General features: G+C 67.1%; 14 protein-coding genes, 1 tRNA gene and 1 riboswitch (1 of these 16 cut by a window edge). Of the genes, 8 read left to right on the plus strand and 7 right to left on the minus strand.

The annotated features are described in order from the left end of the window. On the plus strand, positions 1 to 31 hold the end of the coding sequence (locus J2S73_RS01815; RefSeq protein ID WP_306883710.1) for a PAS domain-containing protein. 566 nt of this gene lie to the left of the window's left edge; only the last 31 of its 597 coding nucleotides appear in the window; its start codon lies beyond the left edge, outside the window; its stop codon occupies positions 29 to 31. A 23-nt stretch (positions 32 to 54) separates the two neighbouring features. Continuing rightward, the gene (locus J2S73_RS01820; protein WP_306883711.1) at positions 55 to 1,221 is read left to right on the plus strand and encodes a methyl-accepting chemotaxis protein; all 1,167 of its coding nucleotides are present in this window, start codon (positions 55 to 57) and stop codon (positions 1,219 to 1,221) included. Positions 1,222 to 1,280: 59 nt separating this feature from the next. Here J2S73_RS01820 and J2S73_RS01825 read toward each other — a convergent pair. After that, positions 1,281 to 1,355 (minus strand) — tRNA-Gly (locus J2S73_RS01825). Positions 1,356 to 1,639: 284 nt separating this feature from the next. Between J2S73_RS01825 and J2S73_RS01830 the strand changes: the two genes are divergently transcribed. Further along, positions 1,640 to 2,449 carry an ion transporter gene (locus J2S73_RS01830; protein ID WP_306883712.1) on the plus strand — a complete coding sequence of 270 codons (810 nt, stop codon included), beginning with the start codon at positions 1,640 to 1,642 and terminating at the stop codon, positions 2,447 to 2,449. A gap of 7 nt (positions 2,450 to 2,456) precedes the next feature. Here the strand turns inward: J2S73_RS01830 and J2S73_RS01835 are convergent, their stop codons facing one another. Continuing rightward, entirely contained in the window at positions 2,457 to 3,551 is a 1,095-nt protein-coding gene (locus tag J2S73_RS01835) for a 2'-deoxycytidine 5'-triphosphate deaminase (protein WP_306883713.1), read from the minus strand. A 104-nt stretch (positions 3,552 to 3,655) separates the two neighbouring features. Further along, a riboswitch (SAM riboswitch) is annotated at positions 3,656 to 3,735 on the plus strand. A gap of 140 nt (positions 3,736 to 3,875) precedes the next feature. Between J2S73_RS01835 and J2S73_RS01840 the strand changes: the two genes are divergently transcribed. Further along, positions 3,876 to 5,096: an O-succinylhomoserine sulfhydrylase gene (locus J2S73_RS01840; protein WP_306883714.1), complete on the plus strand. Its 1,221-nt coding sequence runs from the start codon at positions 3,876 to 3,878 to the stop codon at positions 5,094 to 5,096. On the opposite strand, the gene J2S73_RS01845 is transcribed toward J2S73_RS01840, so the two are convergent. Further along, complete coding sequence (locus J2S73_RS01845) at positions 5,085 to 5,699, minus strand: CDP-alcohol phosphatidyltransferase family protein (protein WP_306883715.1); 615 nt, start codon at positions 5,697 to 5,699, stop codon at positions 5,085 to 5,087. The two genes, J2S73_RS01840 and J2S73_RS01845, sit on opposite strands and share 12 nt — an antisense overlap. A gap of 193 nt (positions 5,700 to 5,892) precedes the next feature. Next, a complete protein-coding gene (locus J2S73_RS01850) occupies positions 5,893 to 6,234 on the minus strand; it encodes a hypothetical protein (RefSeq protein WP_306883716.1) in 342 nt (113 codons plus the stop codon). A 289-nt stretch (positions 6,235 to 6,523) separates the two neighbouring features. On the opposite strand from J2S73_RS01850, the gene apaG reads away from it, so the two are divergent. Continuing rightward, positions 6,524 to 6,916, plus strand: coding sequence for a Co2+/Mg2+ efflux facilitator ApaG/CorD (gene apaG, locus J2S73_RS01855; RefSeq protein ID WP_306883717.1), 393 nt, complete (start codon positions 6,524 to 6,526; stop codon positions 6,914 to 6,916). A gap of 151 nt (positions 6,917 to 7,067) precedes the next feature. Continuing rightward, positions 7,068 to 8,036, plus strand: a complete 969-nt coding sequence (locus J2S73_RS01860) for a lipid kinase (protein WP_306883718.1) — start codon at positions 7,068 to 7,070, stop codon at positions 8,034 to 8,036. On the opposite strand, the gene J2S73_RS01865 is transcribed toward J2S73_RS01860, so the two are convergent. The 3 genes from J2S73_RS01865 to J2S73_RS01875 form a co-directional block, all read right to left on the minus strand. Further along, positions 8,026 to 9,432, minus strand: coding sequence for a saccharopine dehydrogenase C-terminal domain-containing protein (locus J2S73_RS01865; protein WP_306883719.1), 1,407 nt, complete (start codon positions 9,430 to 9,432; stop codon positions 8,026 to 8,028). The two genes, J2S73_RS01860 and J2S73_RS01865, sit on opposite strands and share 11 nt — an antisense overlap. Positions 9,433 to 9,639: 207 nt before the next feature. Then, positions 9,640 to 14,238, minus strand: coding sequence for a translocation/assembly module TamB domain-containing protein (locus J2S73_RS01870; RefSeq protein ID WP_306883720.1), 4,599 nt, complete (start codon positions 14,236 to 14,238; stop codon positions 9,640 to 9,642). Continuing rightward, a complete protein-coding gene (locus tag J2S73_RS01875; RefSeq protein ID WP_306883721.1) occupies positions 14,235 to 16,154 on the minus strand; it encodes an autotransporter assembly complex protein TamA in 1,920 nt (639 codons plus the stop codon). Before J2S73_RS01875 ends, J2S73_RS01870 begins: the two co-directional genes overlap by 4 nt. Positions 16,155 to 16,815: 661 nt before the next feature. Here J2S73_RS01875 and J2S73_RS01880 point away from each other — a divergent pair. Both J2S73_RS01880 and J2S73_RS01885 read left to right on the plus strand, forming a co-directional pair. Next, positions 16,816 to 17,229, plus strand: a complete 414-nt coding sequence (locus J2S73_RS01880; RefSeq protein ID WP_306883722.1) for a universal stress protein — start codon at positions 16,816 to 16,818, stop codon at positions 17,227 to 17,229. 48 nt (positions 17,230 to 17,277) lie between these two features. Beyond that, positions 17,278 to 18,936, plus strand: a complete 1,659-nt coding sequence (locus tag J2S73_RS01885; protein ID WP_306883723.1) for a BCCT family transporter — start codon at positions 17,278 to 17,280, stop codon at positions 18,934 to 18,936. The last annotated feature ends 8 nt before the right edge of the window (positions 18,937 to 18,944 follow it).

Raw genomic sequence — 18,944 nt, forward strand, 5'->3', positions numbered from 1 at the left:
CCCGCAGCCTTCCGTGCGCACCGCAGCTTAGTTTTTACTGGTACAGTCAGTCCAATGTGGCACCCTTGGAACAATTCGAGCGCTGACATCAAGAAAGCGCTTGCCGTCTGTGAAGCCGTCGCCCAGGGCGACATGGAGGCGCGCATTATCGGGATCACCGATACGGGTGATCTCGGGCGTCTTATGCATGCGATCAATCTCCTGATCGATCGCTCCGACGCCTATCTCCGCGAATCCAAGGCCAGTCTCGATTATGTCTGCCGGAACCAGTACTTCCGGAAGATCGTCGAAACGGGAATGGTCGGCTCCTTCCTCGAAGCCTCCCAGTCGATTAATCATGCGACGGAGCTGATCGAGGAGCGCAACGCCGAATTCTCGCAGGTTGCGAACAACTTTGAGACCCAGATGGCGCAGGTGGTGGAGTCCGTTTCCGCCTCGGTCAACGATCTGGTCTCGGTGTCCAAGTCGGTGACCAGCCTGTCGGCCGGCGCCCGCGGTCAGGCGACCCATGCGGTCTCGGGAGCGGAAACGGCTTCTGCGAACATGCAGAGCGTGGCCAGCGCGACCGAGGAACTCACCGCCTCGATCGACGAGATCAACACACGGGTTGCCGAAGCTGCGAAGATCACCGCCAATGCGGTCGAGATGTCCCGCTCCATGAGCGATCAGATGGACAGTCTGTCGGCTGCGTCCCAGAAGATCGGCGAGGTCGTTCGCCTCATCAATGCCGTCGCATCCCAGACCAACCTCCTCGCGCTGAACGCGACGATCGAGGCGGCGCGCGCGGGCGAGGCGGGCAAGGGCTTCGCCATCGTCGCTGCCGAGGTGAAGACGCTCTCCCAGCAGACCGCCAAGGCGACGGAGGAGATTTCGAGCCAGATCGCCGACATCCAGGCCGCCGTTGCCAGCAGCGTGGCCGCCAATCACGAGATCAATTCCGCGATCGGGACGGTCAGCGACATTTCCACGACGATCGCCGCCGCCGTCGAGCAGCAGAGCGCTGCGACGCGGGAAATCGCGCGCAACGTCGACGAAGCCGCCAGCGGCACCGACGACATGGCCCAGAGCGTCACGCGGGTGTCCGAAGCCACCAACGAAACCGAACAGGCCGCATCGCGGGTGCTTCAGTCGTCCCAGGATCTGGCCGCCCAGGAAGAGGTTCTTCGGGAACTGCGCCGGGAGATGAACACCTTCCTGCAGCACATCAAGAAAGTCGCGTAGACCGCGGTCCGCTCACGGCAGCGGTCCCGAAAAGCGACCCGGGGGCATGGAGGAAAGGCTGGAGCGGGCGATCGGGATCGAACCGACGACATTCAGCTTGGGAAGCTGACGTTCTACCACTGAACTACGCCCGCGCTCGTCCCGAAAAGAGCGCTCCCGACCGGCGCTGTCAAGCGCCTTCGGCGGCCGGCGGGCATCGCCGGTGACCGCGTCGGACCTCGGATGCGCAGGATCCGGGCAGACCGCGTCAGGCTGCGCCGCGCACCGGCCTGAAATCCGCTCCGCGGATTTGACACGTCCCTCTCGTTTTGCCGAAACAATCGCCTAAATGTGCCGTGCCGGCATCCGGGTCCTCCCCGGGGCCTGCCGTCCATCCCGAACGGTGATTGCGAGAAGGCCTTTGACGACACGAGACCGCGTGCGCGCCCTTATTCAGAGTTCCCGATGGGAGTGGACGATCGCCGGGCTGATCGTCTTCAACGCGGCCATTCTGGGCCTGATGACCAGCCCCACCGTGATGGATGCCATCGGGCCCGCGCTCGTCGCGCTCGACCTCGCCGTGATCGCGGTGTTCGTTGTGGAAATCGGTCTTCGGCTCTACGTCCACCGGCTGAAATTCTTCCGCGACCCCTGGAGCATCTTCGATTTCGTGGTGGTGGCGATCGCGGTGTTCCCCAGCCAGCACGGCGCGTCCGTGCTGCGTGCGCTGCGGATCCTCCGGGTCCTGCGGCTGATCAGCGTGGTGCCGACGCTCCGCCGCGTGGTTGGCGGGCTGATCGCCGCCCTGCCTGGAATGGGCTCCATCGTGCTCTTGATGGCGATCATCTTCTACGTCTTCGCCGTGATGGCGACGAATCTCTACGGTCAGACCTTTCCGGACTGGTTCGGCACGATCGGCGCGTCCGCCTACACCCTGTTCCAGATCATGACGCTGGAATCCTGGTCCATGGGCATCGTCCGTCCGGTCATGGCGGAATATCCGTACGCATGGGCCTTCTTCGTGCCGTTCATCATGGCGACGGCCTTCACGGTGCTGAACCTGTTCATCGGTATCATCGTGTCGGCGATGCAGCAGGAGCACGAGGCCACGCTGGATGCCGAACGCCAGCTCCTGCACGACGAGCAGGCCTCGATCGCGGAGGAAATGCGAAAGCTCCGCGGCGAGATCGGCGAGCTGAGGGGCGAGCTGCGGAAGGCGACGGAGGACGCCGGCACGTCCGCCGGATAGACCCGCCTCAGGCGGCGCGGAAGTGCTTGGAGAGTTTCAGCCGCTGGGCCTGATAGTTCGACCGGAGCCCCGATCCGTAGAGCGTGTCGGGCGCCTCCGCCATCCGCTCGTAGACCAGCCGCCCGACGACCTGGCCGTGGTCGAGGATGAACGGCACCTCGTGGCTGCGCACCTCCAGGACGGCGCGGGCGCCGGCGCCCGCCGCGCCATGGCCGAAGCCGGGATCGAAGAAGCCGGCATAGTGCACCCGGAATTCGCCGACGAGCGGGTCGAACGGCACCATCTCGGCGGCACACGACGGCGGAACCTGCACCGCTTCCCGGGAAACCAGGATGTAGAATTCGTTCGGATCAAGAATGAGGCCGCGGCCGGGCCGCACGGTCACCGGCTCCCAGAAATCTGCGACGTCGTAGCCGTCCTTGCGGTCGACGTCGATGACGCCGGTATGCCGCTTGCCGCGATAGCCGATGACGCCGCTCGGGTCGCTGGTCTCCAGGTCGATGGAGAGGTGGAGGCCTGCGTCGATCACCGCGTTGCCTGGTGATACCAGCGGCTCGGCGCGGTGCAGGGCCGTCAATTCGGCGTCGCTCAGGGTGGCCGCGCCGCGCCGGAACCGGATCTGGCTCAGCCGCGATCCGGTGCGGACGAGGGCGGGAAACGTGCGCGGGCTGATTTCGGCATAGAGCGGGCCGCGATAGCCGGCGGGGACCCGGTCGAAGGCGCCGGCGCGATCGGCGATCACCCGGGTGAAGATGTCGAGCCGGCCGGTCGAGCTCTTCGGGTTGGTGGACGCCGCCACGTCCGCCGGAAGGTCGAGCGCCTCCATCAGCGGAACGACATAGACGCAGCCGGTTTCCAGCACCGCGCCCCTGGTCAGGTCGATCGTGTGCAGGGTGACGTCTTCCAGCTTGTCGGCGACCGACACGTCCGGCCCGGGCAGGAAGCTTGCGCGAATGCGGTGGGCGACGCGACCGAGACGCAGATCGAGGCTTGCCGGCTGGATCTGGTCGGCGTCGAAGGCCTCGCCGCTCGCGATCGCGCCCGTCTGCGCCATCGCGTCGATCGCCTGTCTTGGAAGTATGCCCGCCGACCCGTTCGTCACAACCGTTCCGTCCCCGATGCGTCCTGGCGCCTGGTTGGGGTGCGCCCCCTCCATGACCTAACCCGAAGACTGCATTGACGCCAAGGAAAGCCGGGCGTAAACACCGATTGTCCCGTGGTCATTTGAGCCGGCCGGCTTGCAGCCACGTTAAAGAAGTCGCTAAAGAGGCCGGGTGAAGGAACACCCCGGTCGCCGTTCGAACGGGTTTTTTTGTGCCTGAGCGCCCTTCGGCCCGGTCCGTGCTTGGTGTCGGAAGTCCACGCCTTCCCGCCCAGCTTTCCCTTCGCTTCTTGGCGAAGGCCGAGTCAGTCGAAAGGACCTGCCATGTCGTCTTCGTCGCTCCCCGCTGATTGCGGACCCGCAACCCGCCTCGTTCACGGAGGAACGATGCGCTCGCAGTTCGGCGAGACGGCGGAGGCGCTCTTCCTCACCCAGGGCTTCGTCTACGAGACGGCCGAGGATGCGGAGGCCCGGTTCGCCGGCGAAGCGGACGGCTTCGTCTATTCCCGCTACGGCAACCCGACCGTCCAGATGTTTCAGGACCGCATGGCGCTTCTGGAAGGCGCGGAAGCCGCACGCGCGACGGCGAGCGGCATGGCCGCCGTCACCGCCGCGATGATCGCCTGCGTCAAGGCGGGTGACCATGTGGTTGCCTCCAAGGCGCTCTTCGGCGGGTGTCGGTACATCGTGGAAGACCTGCTGCCGCGCTTCGGCGTCGAGTCGACGCTGGTCGACGGCACCGACCTGTCGGCCTGGGAGGCGGCGGTCCGGCCCAACACGACGGCGCTCTTCACAGAGACGCCGGCCAACCCGACCCTGTCGCTGGTCGATCTGCCCGCCGTGGCCGAAATTGCCCATTCCGTGGGCGCCCGGCTGGTGGTGGACAACGTCTTCGCCACCGCGCTGCATCAGGCGCCGCTCAAGCTCGGCGCCGACGTGGTGGTCTATTCCGCCACCAAGCACGTCGACGGACAGGGCCGATGCCTCGGCGGCGTCATCGTGTCCGACGAGGAATGGGTCACGGAGAAGCTCGACGGGCTTCTGCGTCAGACGGGGCCGGCCCTGTCGCCCTTCAATGCCTGGATCATGCTGAAATCGCTGGAAACCTTCCCGCTGCGCGTGCGCCAGCAGACCGCGTCCGCGGCGGCCGTCGCCGATGCGCTCGCCGGTCATCCCGCCGTGCGGCGCGTGATCTATCCGGGTCGTGACGATCATCCCCAGGCGGAGATCGCCCGGCGCCAGATGACCGGCGGCGGCACCCTGATCGCGATCGAGGTGGAGGGCGGCCGCGATGCCGCCTTTGCCGCGTCCAACGCCCTGCGCGTGGTCAAGATCTCCAACAATCTCGGCGACGCCAAGAGCCTGATCACCCATCCGGCCAGCACCACCCACCAGCGCCTGACCGACGAGCAGCGCGCGGAGCTGAACATCGGTCCGGGCCTGCTGCGGCTGTCGATCGGGCTGGAGGACACCGACGATCTGATCGCGGATCTGACCCGTGCCTTTGACAGCGTCGGCGCGAAGGCAGCTGCCTCAGTCGGGTGAGCGCAGCATCCGGGTGGCGAGCGTCACCCGGGCTGCGGCGGACAGGCCGCAGATGACGGCGAAGAGCAGCGCGATCAGCGGAAACGCCTCCGGCAGCAGGCACATCAGCGCGAAGGCCAGGATGGTCTCCGCGCCTTCGGCCAGGCCGCCCAGGAAATAGAGCGACTTGGCCCCCTGGGCGCGGGTCTCGAGCCCGCGTTTCTGGGCGTAGACGGCAAACGCCAGGAACGCGCTCCCGTTGGCATAGAAGGCGAGCAGCAGGGCGGCCGCCGGCAGCGCGTTGCGGGCCGGATCGGCCACTGCGAACGCGAACGGAATGGCGCCGTAGATGAAGAAATCAAGCACGATGTCGAGATAGCCGCCCCGATCCGTGCGGCCGGTGGCGCGTGCCACCGCGCCGTCGAGCCCGTCGGCGAAGCGGTTGATGGCCAGCAGCACCAGGCCGGCCAGGAAATATCCGTTGGCGATCGAAAGCGCAGCCGCGAGCCCGAAGGCGAAGCCGAGCATCGTCATGCCGTCCGCGGACATGCCGATGCGGGCAAGGCGGCGCCCGATGGCGTCGAGCGGAGGATCGATCAGGGGCCTCAGGCGGGCGTCGAACATGGGAACCGCTTGATGGAGCTGCGCGGACGGCCGCTTGCTTGACCGTCAGATCCAGTTTCGGACATCTGTAGTGCGTTTTCGGCTGCGGTGAAAAGGACGACCGCGTCGGCGCGGAAGACAGATTCCGGTCGAGCGCTTGCAGATGCACCCGGCGTCGGAGGTGCTGGATCGGGGGTCGCCCGGCTCTTCCTCCCTATCCTGACCGCCGCCGATCCTCTTCGGCGAGCCAGAGATCGCGCGCAGTGCTCCAGTCGGGCGCGCGATCGGATTCGAACCCGAGCGTATGGCCGCTGGCGATCCGCGGGAAGACCCGCATTGCCTTCAGGTGTGCGCCGGAATTGCGGTAGGCGATCATCGCATCCCGGTCCCGCCAGACCGAAAGTGTGTGCTGCACGCCCTCGATGGAGCGCGCTTCGGCCGAGACGTTTCCGTCCGCGCCGCGCGCCTGCGCCATGCTCGCCACCGCATGCCACCAGAAGCGCAGGGCATGAAGCGGGGACTTGATTCGCAGGCCGGTTATCGAGACATAGACCATCGTGGATTCCTGATGAAACGAACCCGTTACGCCCGGTCGAAGCGATTGGCACAGGGAAAACACAATTGTGATCGAAATTCCCGGCGTTTTGGTAGCCGACGGGCGGTGTATTTTAGGCCCGAAGGATCGGCGGAAATAATTTCTTCAATTCTGCCATAGGCTTGGCGGGAGCGATCGTCATCGGGCTGCCCGGAAACGAGCGCCAGGCAAGCCTGAGGTGTTTAATCTGTGTCAATGCGCATGCGGCGCAGGCTGATCTGCAGCCGCTGCAAACCGATTGAGATTCACGATGTATGAAGCAGTCACGCGAAATCTGAGGGTCACGGTTGACCCGCACTATCTGGAGGACGAGTCGGCTCCGGAGAAGGGGCGGTATATCTGGGCCTACACCGTGGAGATCTGCAACGAAGGCGACGAGATCGTCCAGCTGATCAACCGCTACTGGCACATCACCGATGCGCGGGGCCAGGTCCAGGAAGTGCGCGGACCGGGCGTCGTCGGCGAACAGCCCGTGCTGAGCCCGGGCGAAGCCTACACCTACACATCGGGATGCCCGCTGGCCACGTCGTCCGGCATCATGGTCGGCGCCTACGAGATGGAAACCGTCGACGGCTCCCGGTTCCGGGTGTCGATCCCCGCCTTCTCCCTCGACATCCCCGACGAGCAGCCGACACTGAACTGAAGGCGTCCCGGCCCCGACGGAATCGGCGACCGTCCTCAGTTGCCCCTCGCAGACCGCGTTTGTCGGAAAGGGGAACGCAAGCGGTCCTTTGTGCGCTATGCAACGTCGGACGGGTCCGCGTACGCCGTGTCCCGCGGGAAAGAGGTTGTCGATGGACGAGGCGCTCAGCACACCGCCGGCGAGCGAACGGAACCGGCGGGCGCTCCTCCTGCTCAACCCGAAGGCCCGCAAGGGATCGGACTCGGTGGACGAGGCCCTCGCGCTGTTTCGCCGGAACGGTATCGAGCTGGTTGAAGCGTCCGTGCAGGACTATCCCGGAAGCGCCGAGGCAATCGAGGCCCATGCGTCCGACGTGGATCTGGTGATCATCGGCGGCGGCGACGGAAGCCTGAACAAGGCCGCTGCCGGCCTGGCGCGCACCGGGCTCCCGTTCGGCATCCTGCCCCTCGGCACCGCGAACGATCTGGCGCGCACCCTGCAGATTCCGTTTTCCATCCGCGAGGCTGCCGAAGTCATCATCGACGGCCGCGAGCGCAGGCTGGACCTCGGCATCGTCAACGACCTGTATTTCTTCAATGTCGCCAGCATCGGTTTCAGCGCCACGCTTGCGCGTCTGCTGACCTCGGAGGCGAAGAAGCGCTGGGGCGTGCTGGGCTATGCCATTTCAGCTGTGCGCCTGGCGGCCCAGAGCCGCACCCATACGGTGACCATTCACCACGACGGCATCACCGAGAGCGTCCGGACGATTCAGGTCACGGTGGGCAACGGCCGGCACTATGGGGGTGGGCTGACCGTCGACGACACGGCCGAACCGGACGATGGCCGCCTCGACGTCTACTCGCTGGAGGTCCGCCACTGGACGGAGCTGATCGCGCTGGTGCCGTCGCTCTATCGCGGGACCCAGAAACACTGGAAGAACGTGCGCACCTTCTCCACGACCGAGGTCACCCTGGAAACGCGCCACTCCCACGACGTCAGCGCCGATGGCGATCTGCTCACCACCACGCCGGCCCGCTTCGGCATCGCGCCGAAAGCCGTCCGCGCCATCGTGCCCCGGTCCGCCCCGGACCATCACGAAGCCGGGGTCGGTGCCGCGATCGCCGACGCGCTCAGATCCTGAAATTGGCGAACTGCCACGGGGCGTCCGGCGCTGGGGGGGCCGAGTAAAGGCCGCCGCGGCTGTCGAGCGGCGTCCAGTCGGTTCCGACGCCGAAGACGTCCCCGAGATAGGGGCGGGCATCGGCGAGGACCTCGTCGAAGGGAAGGTCCTCCGGTTCGCAGAAGCCCTCTGCCGGATTGCGCACGACCCACATCGCACCGGACACAACGCCGGCGGCCACCTGCAGCGCGGTCGGATTGGAATGGGGTACGATCCGCCGCGCCTGCTCGATATCGAGGCGCGAGCCGTGCCACCAGCCGCCGAGGCCGTGGCCCAGAAGCAGCGTGCCCAGCTCGTCGGCGCCCTCCACGATCTCCGAGGTCAGGATGCGCTGGCGCTCCGGCATCTGCCAGCCGCTCATCAGCACCTCGTGCAGGCTCGTGAGCGCGTCGTCGCAGGGCAGATAGACGAAGCCGACGGTCGGGCGGTACGTCACGGTCCCGCTTTCGTCGGTCAGCGTCAGCAGGTCGGAGAGCGTGACCGTCTCGCTGTGGGGCAGCGCGAGACCCAGGATCTGACCGTGGCCCGGCACCCAGGAATACAGGTAATAGGTCGCCGCCGGCACTTCCAGATAGATGGTGTTGCGTGGCCCGCTCCGGTGCTCCCTGGCATCGGCCGGCATCCGGCGTTCGTGGGTCCCCCAGCCCAGCTCCACCGGCATCATCGCCTCCTCGATGAAGCCGTCGATGCTCCACGTGTTGACGAACTCCCAGGGTCGCTTCGCATATTCCGCGATCTGGGTGTCGCGCTCGGAAATGTGGATCACCTTGGTTCCGGTGCGCGCGGCGAGCTCGGCCCAGCCGCGCCGGTCGGCCGGTACCGGCGTCTCGAGCCCCATCCGCTCGGCCACGTCCATCAGCCCGGCCTTGGCGAAATGGCTGACGAGCCCCGGGTTGGCGCCGTGGGTGAACAGGGCGGTCGGACTGCCCTCCGGCCACGCCGCACCGGCCTCTCGGGCGGCCTGATGAAACGCGTATTCCGTCCGCTCCGCCACCGGCACGGACGCATTCTCGACGAAGCCCTCCCAGGGCTCGATGGCGGTGTCGATGTAGAGCGCGCCGCGGGCCTGACACCAGGCGGCCAGGTCGAGCGAGGAGATCCCGACGGAGAGGTTGGCGACGAGATCGCCGGGTCCGACCAGATCCGTCAGCGCGTCCAGCGTGTCGGGGGTCAGCGTCATCTGGTGGTAGGCGACTTCGCCGGTCTCCGGGCCGCCCCGGAAATCGGCCTCGGAGTCCCGATCGACGACGGTGACGGCAGAGGCAGGCAGCTTCAGCCTGTCGAGCAGCAACGGCAGCGCACACTGGCCGATCGTTCCGAAGCCGACCACGACCACGCGTCCGCTGAAATGCGTCAATTCCCGTCTCCCCCACGGTTGCCCTGAGCGGTCCCTGGCTGGGTCGACCGGAGTCGCCCACCCGGGACCTTCGCGCTCTCTATGTGCAATATGTGCGCATATTCAGCGAATGGAAAGGGACCGATCCGCCGGCGAGGTGCGCCTGTGGACGGCCGATGCAGGGCCTCCGGCGTCTCCGGCCGCGCGCAACCGCCGGACCCGGCTGACTCAGTAGTCCCGTTCGAAGAACAGGCCGAGGCTGGAATCGCCATCGGAGCCGATGCTGCCCTTGGCCTTGAGGCTCGGGGTGATGTCCAGATTCACGGTGCCGCGGGTGGTGCCGGCGGCTCCGGCTTCGACACCCAGATAGATGTTCTCGTTGATGTACCGGCCGGCCTGCACCGCCGCGTTGCCCTCGGAATCGGTGACGATGTCGAGCTCATCGAGACCGGTGGCCTGCCGGAGGTTGTTCAAAAGCGAGGTGTTGCCGCCGCCTGCGAGCTCTGCGGCCGCCGCCGCGAGCTGGGCGATCTGGGTCGCCGACAGTTCGCTCAGGCTGCGCTTGAAGATGAGCTGAGCCAGAACCTCGTCCTCCGGCAGTTCCGGCTGGGAGGAAAAGCTGATCTCCGGATTAGAGACGCGGCCGCGCACCGAGACGGTCACGGTGATCCCGTTGCCCTGGGTGGTGGCGGAGAAATCGATGAACGGGTCCAGATCGCCGATCAGGGTCACGGTGCCTTCGTCGAAATTGATCCGCTGGCCGACGATGGACAGGTGGCCGCGGATGAGCCGGAAGCCGCCAACGGGCTGGACGTTGGTCAGCGGCCCGGTCAGGCGAACCTCGCCGCCCAGTTCGGCATCGAGGCCGCGCCCGCGGACGAAGATCTGGTTGGGCGCGCTGATGCGGATGTCGAGCTGGACGACGCTCGGACGGCTGGTCGGCACCGGCGTCCCGCCGATCATCTTGGCACGCTTGAGCGTGGTGACCACGGCGGCGGGTGGATCGATATGGGTCACGTCGATCGGCGGTGCGCCGCCGCCGATGGAATCCGGGATCATGATCTCGGCCCGCTCGATGCGGATCTCGCCGGAGACCAGGGGATCCCGGGTCAGCTGGCCCGTCATCGCAAGCGAACCGCTCACCGTCGCCACGACGAAATCCTCGTCGACGTAGCGGGCCTGGTCGAGGTTCACGCGGATATCGGCCGGGAAACCGGCGCGCGGGTCGATGGAAATGGTGCCGGATGCGCTGATGCCGCCTCCGCCAGCCACCGCGGCGCGGACGGTGCCGAGCGTGATCCGGTCGCCGTCGATGGAGCCGTTGATCACGATATCGGTCAGCCGGACGCTGGTTTCCGGGTCGACGACCTCGGCACCGGCGGTGGAGAAGCTGCCGTTGAACCGGGGATCGGTCAGCGGTCCGCTGATCCGGGTTTCGAACGAAAGCGTTCCGGCAACCTGGGTCCCGCGATCGGCGAGCTGCCGGTTCGCCAGCGACAGCGGAACGGCGCCGCGCACGGCGAGATCCAGCCCGCCGCCGGAGAGCGGCACGCGGCCGGACGCGCTGAGCGAGAGCCCCTGGGGACCGCCCACTTCTGTGCTCTGGAGCGACAGGATCTGGTTGGCGTAGCTTCCGCTCGCCCTGAGTTCGAGCGGGGCCGCCCCGAAGTCGTTGAGCGGCGCGGCCGACAGGCCGGAGCCGGAAAGCGTGAAGTCGGCCGCCGGGTTGGCGAGGGGCCCCGTGACCCGCGCCTCGCCCGTGATGGCGCCGGCCAGGTCCTGGCCGGGCGCGGCGGCGTTGAGGACGCTCAGCGGGAACCGTTCCAGGGCGATGGTCAGGTCGAGATTGCCGTCTCCGAGCGGAACGGAGCCGCGTGCCGTTGTGCGGAAGCCGTCGGGACTGGTCACGGTGGCGTCGATCTGGAGCCGGTTGGCGCTGGACGTGCCGCGCGCCGAGACGTTGAGCGCCGACAGGCCGGCGTCGCGGAGCTGGGCGGCGGAGATCTCGCGGCCGTCGACGGAGAACGTCACGTCCGGGTTGTCGCGGGAGCCGCCGACGTTCGCCGTCCCCGTCAGGGTGCCGCCGAGACCGAGCTCCGGCTGGATCGTGTTGGCGATGGACAGCGGGACCGACGCAAGGTCGACCGTCAGGTCGAGTGTGTCGGCGATGGTGCCGTTGGCGCTGACCCGGCCGCCACCGACATCGAGGGCGAGGCCGTCGATGGTGATGGTCTGGCCGGCGATCTGCAGCGAGGCGGTCCGTGTCAGCCGGGCCGCCAGATCGCCCTGGGCCAGGTCGGCCTTGGAGAGCTGCAGCCGGAAGCCGCCGTCGATGGGTGTCAGCCGGCCGGCCGCAGCGATCGTGGTGCCGATCGACAAAGCCGCGTCTGCGGTGAAGTCCGTGCTTTCGCCGTCCCGGTTGGCGCTCGCCTGAAGGGTGGTGACGGTGTAGCCGGCGGCGACGATGTCGCGCCCGTCGATCGTTCCCTCCACCGTCGGCACGCCGAGCAGGTCCTCGATCTCCGCCTGGATGTCGGCCGACGCGATCTGCGCCGCCTCGACCACGAGATCGCGAACCTGGGCCTCGACCGAGGCGTCCTGCCGCTCGCCGGTATTGGACAGCTCGATGTGGGCGTCGACCGAGCCGCTCGCTTCCGCCAGGAAAAGCGCCGCCGCGAGCGATACGTCCGGGGCCTTCAGATCCAGCGTTCCCTGGAACAGGCCGGCTTCCGTCTGGGTCAGGTCGCCGGTGAGCGTGGTCCCGCCGGCGACGAATTCCAGGCCGGTCAGGCTGCGCCGGTCGCCCTGGGTGGCGATATCCGAGGCGAGGCTCACCCGATGGCCGTCCAGGAAGGCGCTCCCCGAAACGGTGCCGGTGAGATCGCCCTCGCGCAGGGTCCCGGTGAAGGCGAGCTCCCCGTCGCGCAGCGGGCGTCCGGACAGGGTTCCGGAAGGAACGTCGGCGTCGAACGAGAGGTCGATGACGCCCTCCTGTCCACGCGCGGTGCCCCGGGCGGTGAGCCGGCCGGAGGCCTCTGGCGTCAGAAGCTGCAGGTCGGCGAGGGCGAGGTCGAAGCGGAAGTCGGCCGTCTCGCTGGAGATCCCGCCATTGGCCTCCAGGGCCAGGTTCCGGCTTTCCACTCGCAGAGTATCCGTCCGGAGACCGTTTTCGTCGCGGGCGACGCGGCCGGTGATGCGGGTGCTGCCGGCAAGAAGCTGATCCGCCGGCTCCATGCCGATCTGCAGCCCGTCGGCAGTGCCGTCCAGGGTCAGGTCGAACATCCCGGAAATCGGCTGGACCGAACCGTTTGCCCGCATGTTGAGGGCGCCGGCGAGGTCCCGGTCCGCGACGTCGGAGAAGGGCGCGAGGTCCGCCGCATCCACGGCGATGGTGCCGCGGAAGGCTGCGTCCTGAATGGTGCCGCTGAGACTGGCGGAGAGCCCGTTGCCGGACAGGGCCGCCCGGGTCAGCGTGATCGGCCGGTTGGCCTGCCAGGATCCATCGACGTCGAGTCGGATCGCGCCGCCGAAGGCCTTCTCGATGCCCGGATCGTCGGAGCTGATGCCGGACACCTCGCCGTCGACGCCGAAGGTGACGCGTCGCGCCTCGGGATCGTCCAGGTTCTCCGCAAGTCCGCCGAGAACGAGGCGCACGGTCTGGACCGTCACGGCATCCGTTTCGATGCCGGTCAGTTCGACAACGCCGTTCCAATCCTGCCGGTCGGCTTCGCCGTAGGCGATGGAGATGCGGCCGTTCTGGAGCGTGGCGTCCGGAGCGCCCGGAAGACTGAGCCGCCCGTCGTCGGGGTCGTTCAGCTCGCCGTCGACGGTCAGCCGGCGGAGGAACCCGTCCGACGTGGTCGCGGCCGATGCGGTGAGTGTCAGGACGTCGGTGCGCACGTCGAGACTGTCGATGGCGAACCCGCCTTCGGTGCGGGACACGCCCGATAGGGTCACAAGCCCGTCGCCCGCGAAGGCCTCGCGGTGTTCCGGGGCGATCAGTTCTCCGATCGAGCCTTCCAGCCGCGCCTCGAAGCCAAGTCCCTCGGTCCGCTCGCGCAGGCGGACGGCACCGCTCACCAGCCGGTCGCCGTCGGCGTCCAGGCTCATGGTGATGTCGAGGTTGTCGAGCGGTCCTTCGCCCTGGACCTTCAGGTCGATGGGCGGTTCGCCCTCGAGCTTCAGGAGGTTGGCGACGACGCCGTCGGCGGGCTCCGACAGGTCCAGATCGAGGGCGAGGCGGCGGGTCTCGTTGGAAAAACTTGCCTGAAGGGTCAGTTCGCCGCCCGGTCCGTCCTGGCGCTTGATGTCGAGATCCGTTTCCAGTTCGCCCGATTGCAGGCGCAGGCTGCCGGTCACCGACAGTTCCGAGGCCAGTCCGAAGACGGGCTCGCCGAACGTCACCTGCGGCACGTCCAGCTCGTTCAGAATCACGGCGACCGGAAGCTCCGGCACCTGGAACGGCGTCGCTTCGGGCGAGGGCAGGCTCTCGTCGGCCAGCGGCCGCCGCGTCATCTCGATGCGGTCGGCGGCGAGACGGTCGATCTGCAGCCTGCGGCGGAACAGGGCGGTCCGGTTCCACTGGATGGAGGCGTTGACGATGCGCAGCCAGACGCCCTCGTCGTCGGCCACGGAGATCTCCGCGATCGTCGCGTTCGACGACAGCGCGCCCTGGATGCCCGACAGGCGGATCTGCCGGTTCGGCGCCGAGAGCTGCTCGGAAATGAACCGGGTCAGGAACGAGCGGTCGTCTTCCTCGCTGCTGTCCTGCGCGAACGCCGGAAGCGCGGTCAGAAAGACGAGGAGGGCGAGGATCAGCCGGGTCAAAACGCTTGTCCTATGCCGACATAGAAGGCGAAGTCCGGATCGCCGTCACGCTTTTCCAGGGGCACCGCCACGTCGAACCGGATCGGGCCGACGCTGGTAAAATAGCGCAGGCCGACACCGGCGCCGAACTTCACGTTCTGGTCGAAGTCGGGGGTGGAATTGGCTCCGACCGCGCCGGCATCCAGGAAAGCGACGGCGCCGATGGTCTCGGTGATGCGGCCGCGCAGCTCCACGTTGCCCTCGACCAGCGACTTGCCGCCGACGACATTGTTGCCGACCTCGACGCCGATCGACCGGTACGGATAGCCGCGCACGGATCCGCCGCCGCCGGTGAAGAAGACCTGGTCGGGCGGAAGCTGGGCGATCGAGGGGCCGAACAGCGTGCCGATCTTGGCGCGGCCGGCGAGGATCAGCCGGTTGTCGCCTCCGACCCCGTAATAGGTGCGGGCCTCGGCGGTGAAGCGCGCGGCGGCATTGGCGTAGTTGAACTCGTAGAAGGGCAGTGCGGTCACGTCGACATAATGGCCGCGGCTCGGATTGCCGATGTTGTTGCGGGTGTCGTAGGTGAACGCGCCCAGGAAGCCGCCGGTGGTAAAGTCCCGGGTCCCGTAGACGTCGTCCTCGAACTGGGCGTGCTGCCCGGTCAGATAGGCCCGGGCCTGGAGGGCTTCGGAGAACTGGTGGGTGAAGCCCGCCTGCCCGCTCACGCCGGTCTTGGTGTAGGTGTCCAGCACTTCGCGCTCGGCATAGGCCGACGCGCTGAAATTGGAATCCGGGGTGCCGACGCCGGGCTTGGTGAAGGTGGCGCCGGCCCGGTAGGTGAAGTCTTCCGGATTGGTCTTGTTGTCGAAATTGGACACGCGGCCTTCGATGCGCAGCTGCTCGGCGCGGCCGAACAGGTTGCGGTGCAGCCAGTAAGCCTCCAGCCCGAGCCCGTCGATGGTCGAGAAGCTGCCGCCGACGCCGATCCGGTGCAGCTTGCGCTCGCTGACCAGGATGTGCATCGGCAGGCTGCCGTCCGGCCCGATCGTCTCGTCCTCCACGATCCTCAGCGAGGAGAACACGTCGAGACGGGCGAGCCGCGTGCTCGCCCGCTTCACGGCGTCCGGATCGAACTCTTCGCCGGGCTTGAGGCCGGCCATGTAGGCGACGAAGCGCGGGTCCATGCGCTCGGTCCCGGTGACGTCGGTCGGGCCGAAATGGGCCTTGCGTCCGGGCTGCATCTCCAGCGTCGCGTCAACGGTCTCGTTGGGATGGTTGGCGGTGACGCTGCGGGGACCGGCCTTGGCCTTGGCATAGCCCTGCTGCCGCCAGGCTTCCACGGCGCGGCTTTCCGCCTGAAGGATCACCGTGGAGCGGGCCGGCTGACCGGGCTCGAAACCACCACTTTCCGGGGTCGGCACCGTGTCCTTGCGGTCCGTCGGGTAGGGCGCCCGATTGCGGATCAGTGTCTGGTCGAACAGGAAGAGCGGGCCCGGATCGACGGCAATCTTGACCTCGGCCGTTTCCGAAAGCGGCGCGTCCGGCGGAATGTCGGCCGCCTGACGGCCGTCGATGGTGATGGAGACCGTGCCGCCATAGCGGGCGCTGGCATAGAGCGCGTAAACCAGGTTGCGGTAGTCGCCGCGCGCCCGCGCGATCAGCCCGGCTGCGCCGGACGCGGGGCGGTCGCGTTCCTTCCACAGGCTCGATGCGGCCTTCAGTCGGCCCTCGTCGCCCGTGTCGCCGGAGACTTCGAATTCGACCGTGTAGGGCTGGGGCTCCCCGATCACCGTGTCGGTCTCGTCGGCGTCGTCCCGTCCGAAGAACTTGAACCCGAACAGCTCGAAGGCAGCAGCCGGGGTCGGCGCGGTGGCCGTGACCACGCCGAAGACCCAAAGGGCCGCGAGTGAGCGTGCCCGGAAGGAGCACCTCACGTCTCTGTCTCGTTCGTTCGGCCGACCATCCAGACGCCTGCTAACGCACCACCTTCGCCCCCGTTCGGAGGTGTTGTTTCATGGGGAGGCGGCGGGTTCAAGCGACCAGGCCGGCCAAGGTTAGTAGATCGTGACGATTCCGATTATAGGGCGGCAAACCTGTCACGACGCTGCCTGCGCGCGTCTTTCGGCGAGCGAACCCCGCAAAAGCGCCCGCTTGGGTCGGCCGGCAGGGGGTGCGCGTCATGCCCGCGACGCGACCGAACCTTATGGTTAATCATTTATTTTCCTGATTTGTTCCTTTGGTCGTATTTGGAGTCGGTATGTATTTCTGGCCCAAATTCAAAGTATATGCGAAATATATACACTTGTTTTAGGTGAATGTGCGGCGGAGAAATCTTCTAGGACAGGGTGCGCGCGGGCGCCTGGGGCGTGGCGGTCGCTGAATTGACTTTCATTATCTGCGCTGACAGGTTTGTGAGAGGTATGGCTCGGGGGCGGCAGGCGTGACTGATCCGTGAGAACGGGTCGCTGTTTCCGGATCTCGAGTTCCAACGTCAGACGCTCTCCGACCGCGATGCGGCGCCGCCACCCACGGAGGCTGCCGGCCGGGCGGCGGGCACACCCGGATGATGCGGCGAAACCAGACACGGAACGGTCCATGTTCAAGAAAATAATGTTGCCGATCGATCTCGAGCACGTCGAACAGCTCGAGAAGGCCGTGCAGGTCGGGATCGACCTGGCGCGGCTTTACGAAAGCACGGTGTGCCTCGTGGGCGTCACCACAGAGGCCCCCTCCGCGGTTGCCCACAACCCGGACGAATTCGCCCAGAAGCTCCAGCGGTTCGCGTCCGAGCTCTCGGAGCACCAGGGGCTGCCGATCGAGTCGGTGGCCTATGCCGCCCACGATCCCTCGGTGGACCTGGACAAGACGCTGATGGGCGCGGCCGCCGAAGTCGGGGCCGATCTGGTCGTCATGGCCTCCCATGTGCCCGGCTTCCCGGAGCACTTCTTCGCATCCCATGGCGGCCACATGGCGTCCCACGCGCCGATGTCGGTAATGGTCGTGCGTTAAAGCCGCCCGCGATCCGGAGAGGCAAGATAAGAAGGAAAGGACACCGTCGTGACCGATGAGAGCGCGACCGCCGAAGAAGAAGCCGTTGCCAGCCCCGACGGGGAGGCCAACCTGATCGAGACCGACTACACGATCGGTCAGGACAACATTCAGCCGAGCATCGGTCCCGTCGGATTCGATATCCACAACCCGGTCTTCATGATCTCGGGCCTGACCATCGTTGCGTTCGTGATCTTCGCGATCGCCGCGCCGGAGCAGGCCGGGACCCTGTTCGGCTGGCTCCGCCCGACGCTGACGGAGACGTTCGACGTCCTGTTTCTGACCGCCGGCGACATTTTCGTCGTCCTGGCGCTGGTTCTCATGGTGTCTCCGCTCGGCAAGGTGCGGATCGGCGGCACGGAGGCAACGCCGGACTATTCGTACACCGGCTGGTTCGCGATGCTGTTTGCCGCCGGTATGGGCATCGGCCTGATGTTCTTCGGCGTTTCGGAGCCGATCTCGCACTATACGTCATCGCTGGCCGCAGACGCTGGCTCACCGGAGAGCTGGGCACCCCTCGCGGGGGCCGCCGGCGTTGAAATGGAAGCCCGCCGCCTCAGCATGGCCGCGACCATCTTCCACTGGGGCCTGCATCCCTGGGCGATCTACGCCATCGTCGGACTGTCGCTGGCCATCTTCGCCTACAACAAGGGCCTGCCGCTCTCGGTCCGCTCGATGTTCTATCCGCTGTTCGGCGAGCGTGTGTGGGGCTGGACCGGCCACATCATCGATATCCTGGCGGTGTTCGCCACGTTGTTCGGCCTGGCCACGTCGCTCGGCATCGGCGCCCAGCAGGCCAACGCCGGCCTCGAGTTCCTGTTCGGCATCCCGCAGACCGAACTGTCGATGGTCATTCTGATCGCGGCGATCACCTGCGTGGCGCTGGTCTCGGTGGTTGCCGGCCTCGACGCCGGCGTGAAGCGGCTGTCGGAGATCAACATGGTCCTGGCGGCGCTGCTGCTCGCCTTCGTGATCCTGGTGGGCCCGACCGTCGCCATCGCGACCGGCTTCTTCGGCAACCTTCTCGCATATGCCGAGTACCTGCCGGAGCTGGCGAACCCGTTCGGACGGACGGACACCAACTTCAGCCAGGGCTGGACGTCGTTCTACTGGGCCTGGTGGATCTCCTGGTCGCCGTTCGTGGGCATGTTCATCGCCCGCGTCAGCCGCGGCCGGACGGTGCGCGAGTTCATCTTCTGCGTGCTGCTCGTCCCGTCGCTGGTCTCGGTGCTGTGGATGACGGCATTCGGCGGAACCGCGATCACCATGCTCAACGACGGCTATCAGGCGATCGCCGATGCCGATCTCGAGCTGAAGCTGTTCGTCATGCTCGACGCGCTGCCGCTGGCCGCGATCACGTCGTTCATCGCGATCATCCTGGTGATCGTGTTCTTCGTGACGTCGTCGGACTCCGGCTCGCTGGTGATCGACACCATCACGGCGGGCGGCAAGGTGAATGCCCCGGTGCCCCAGCGCATCTTCTGGGCCACGTTCGAGGGCCTGGTGGCGATCGTGCTGCTGCTCGGGGGCGGCTTGACCGCGCTGCAGGCGGCCGCCGTATCCACCGGCCTGCCCTTCGTCTTCGTGCTCCTTCTGGGCGCCGTCGCCCTGGTCAAGGGCCTGATGAGCGAACCGCGCTCCAGTCAGGCGGCCACGCCCGCCGAGTAGACCGGGGG

The organism is Amorphus orientalis (genome assembly GCF_030814015.1).
Lineage (GTDB): Bacteria > Pseudomonadota > Alphaproteobacteria > Rhizobiales > Amorphaceae > Amorphus > Amorphus orientalis.

Coding starts and splice junctions, on each gene's coding strand:
- J2S73_RS01820 (WP_306883711.1), top strand. CDS start 55: ATGTGGCACCCTTGGAACAATTCGAGCGCTGACATCAAGAAAGCGCTT.
- J2S73_RS01840 (WP_306883714.1), top strand. CDS start 3,876: ATGTCGTCTTCGTCGCTCCCCGCTGATTGCGGACCCGCAACCCGCCTC.
- J2S73_RS01845 (WP_306883715.1), bottom strand. CDS start 5,699: ATGTTCGACGCCCGCCTGAGGCCCCTGATCGATCCTCCGCTCGACGCC.
- J2S73_RS01850 (WP_306883716.1), bottom strand. CDS start 6,234: ATGGTCTATGTCTCGATAACCGGCCTGCGAATCAAGTCCCCGCTTCAT.
- apaG (WP_306883717.1), top strand. CDS start 6,524: ATGTATGAAGCAGTCACGCGAAATCTGAGGGTCACGGTTGACCCGCAC.
- J2S73_RS01860 (WP_306883718.1), top strand. CDS start 7,068: ATGGACGAGGCGCTCAGCACACCGCCGGCGAGCGAACGGAACCGGCGG.
- J2S73_RS01880 (WP_306883722.1), top strand. CDS start 16,816: ATGTTCAAGAAAATAATGTTGCCGATCGATCTCGAGCACGTCGAACAG.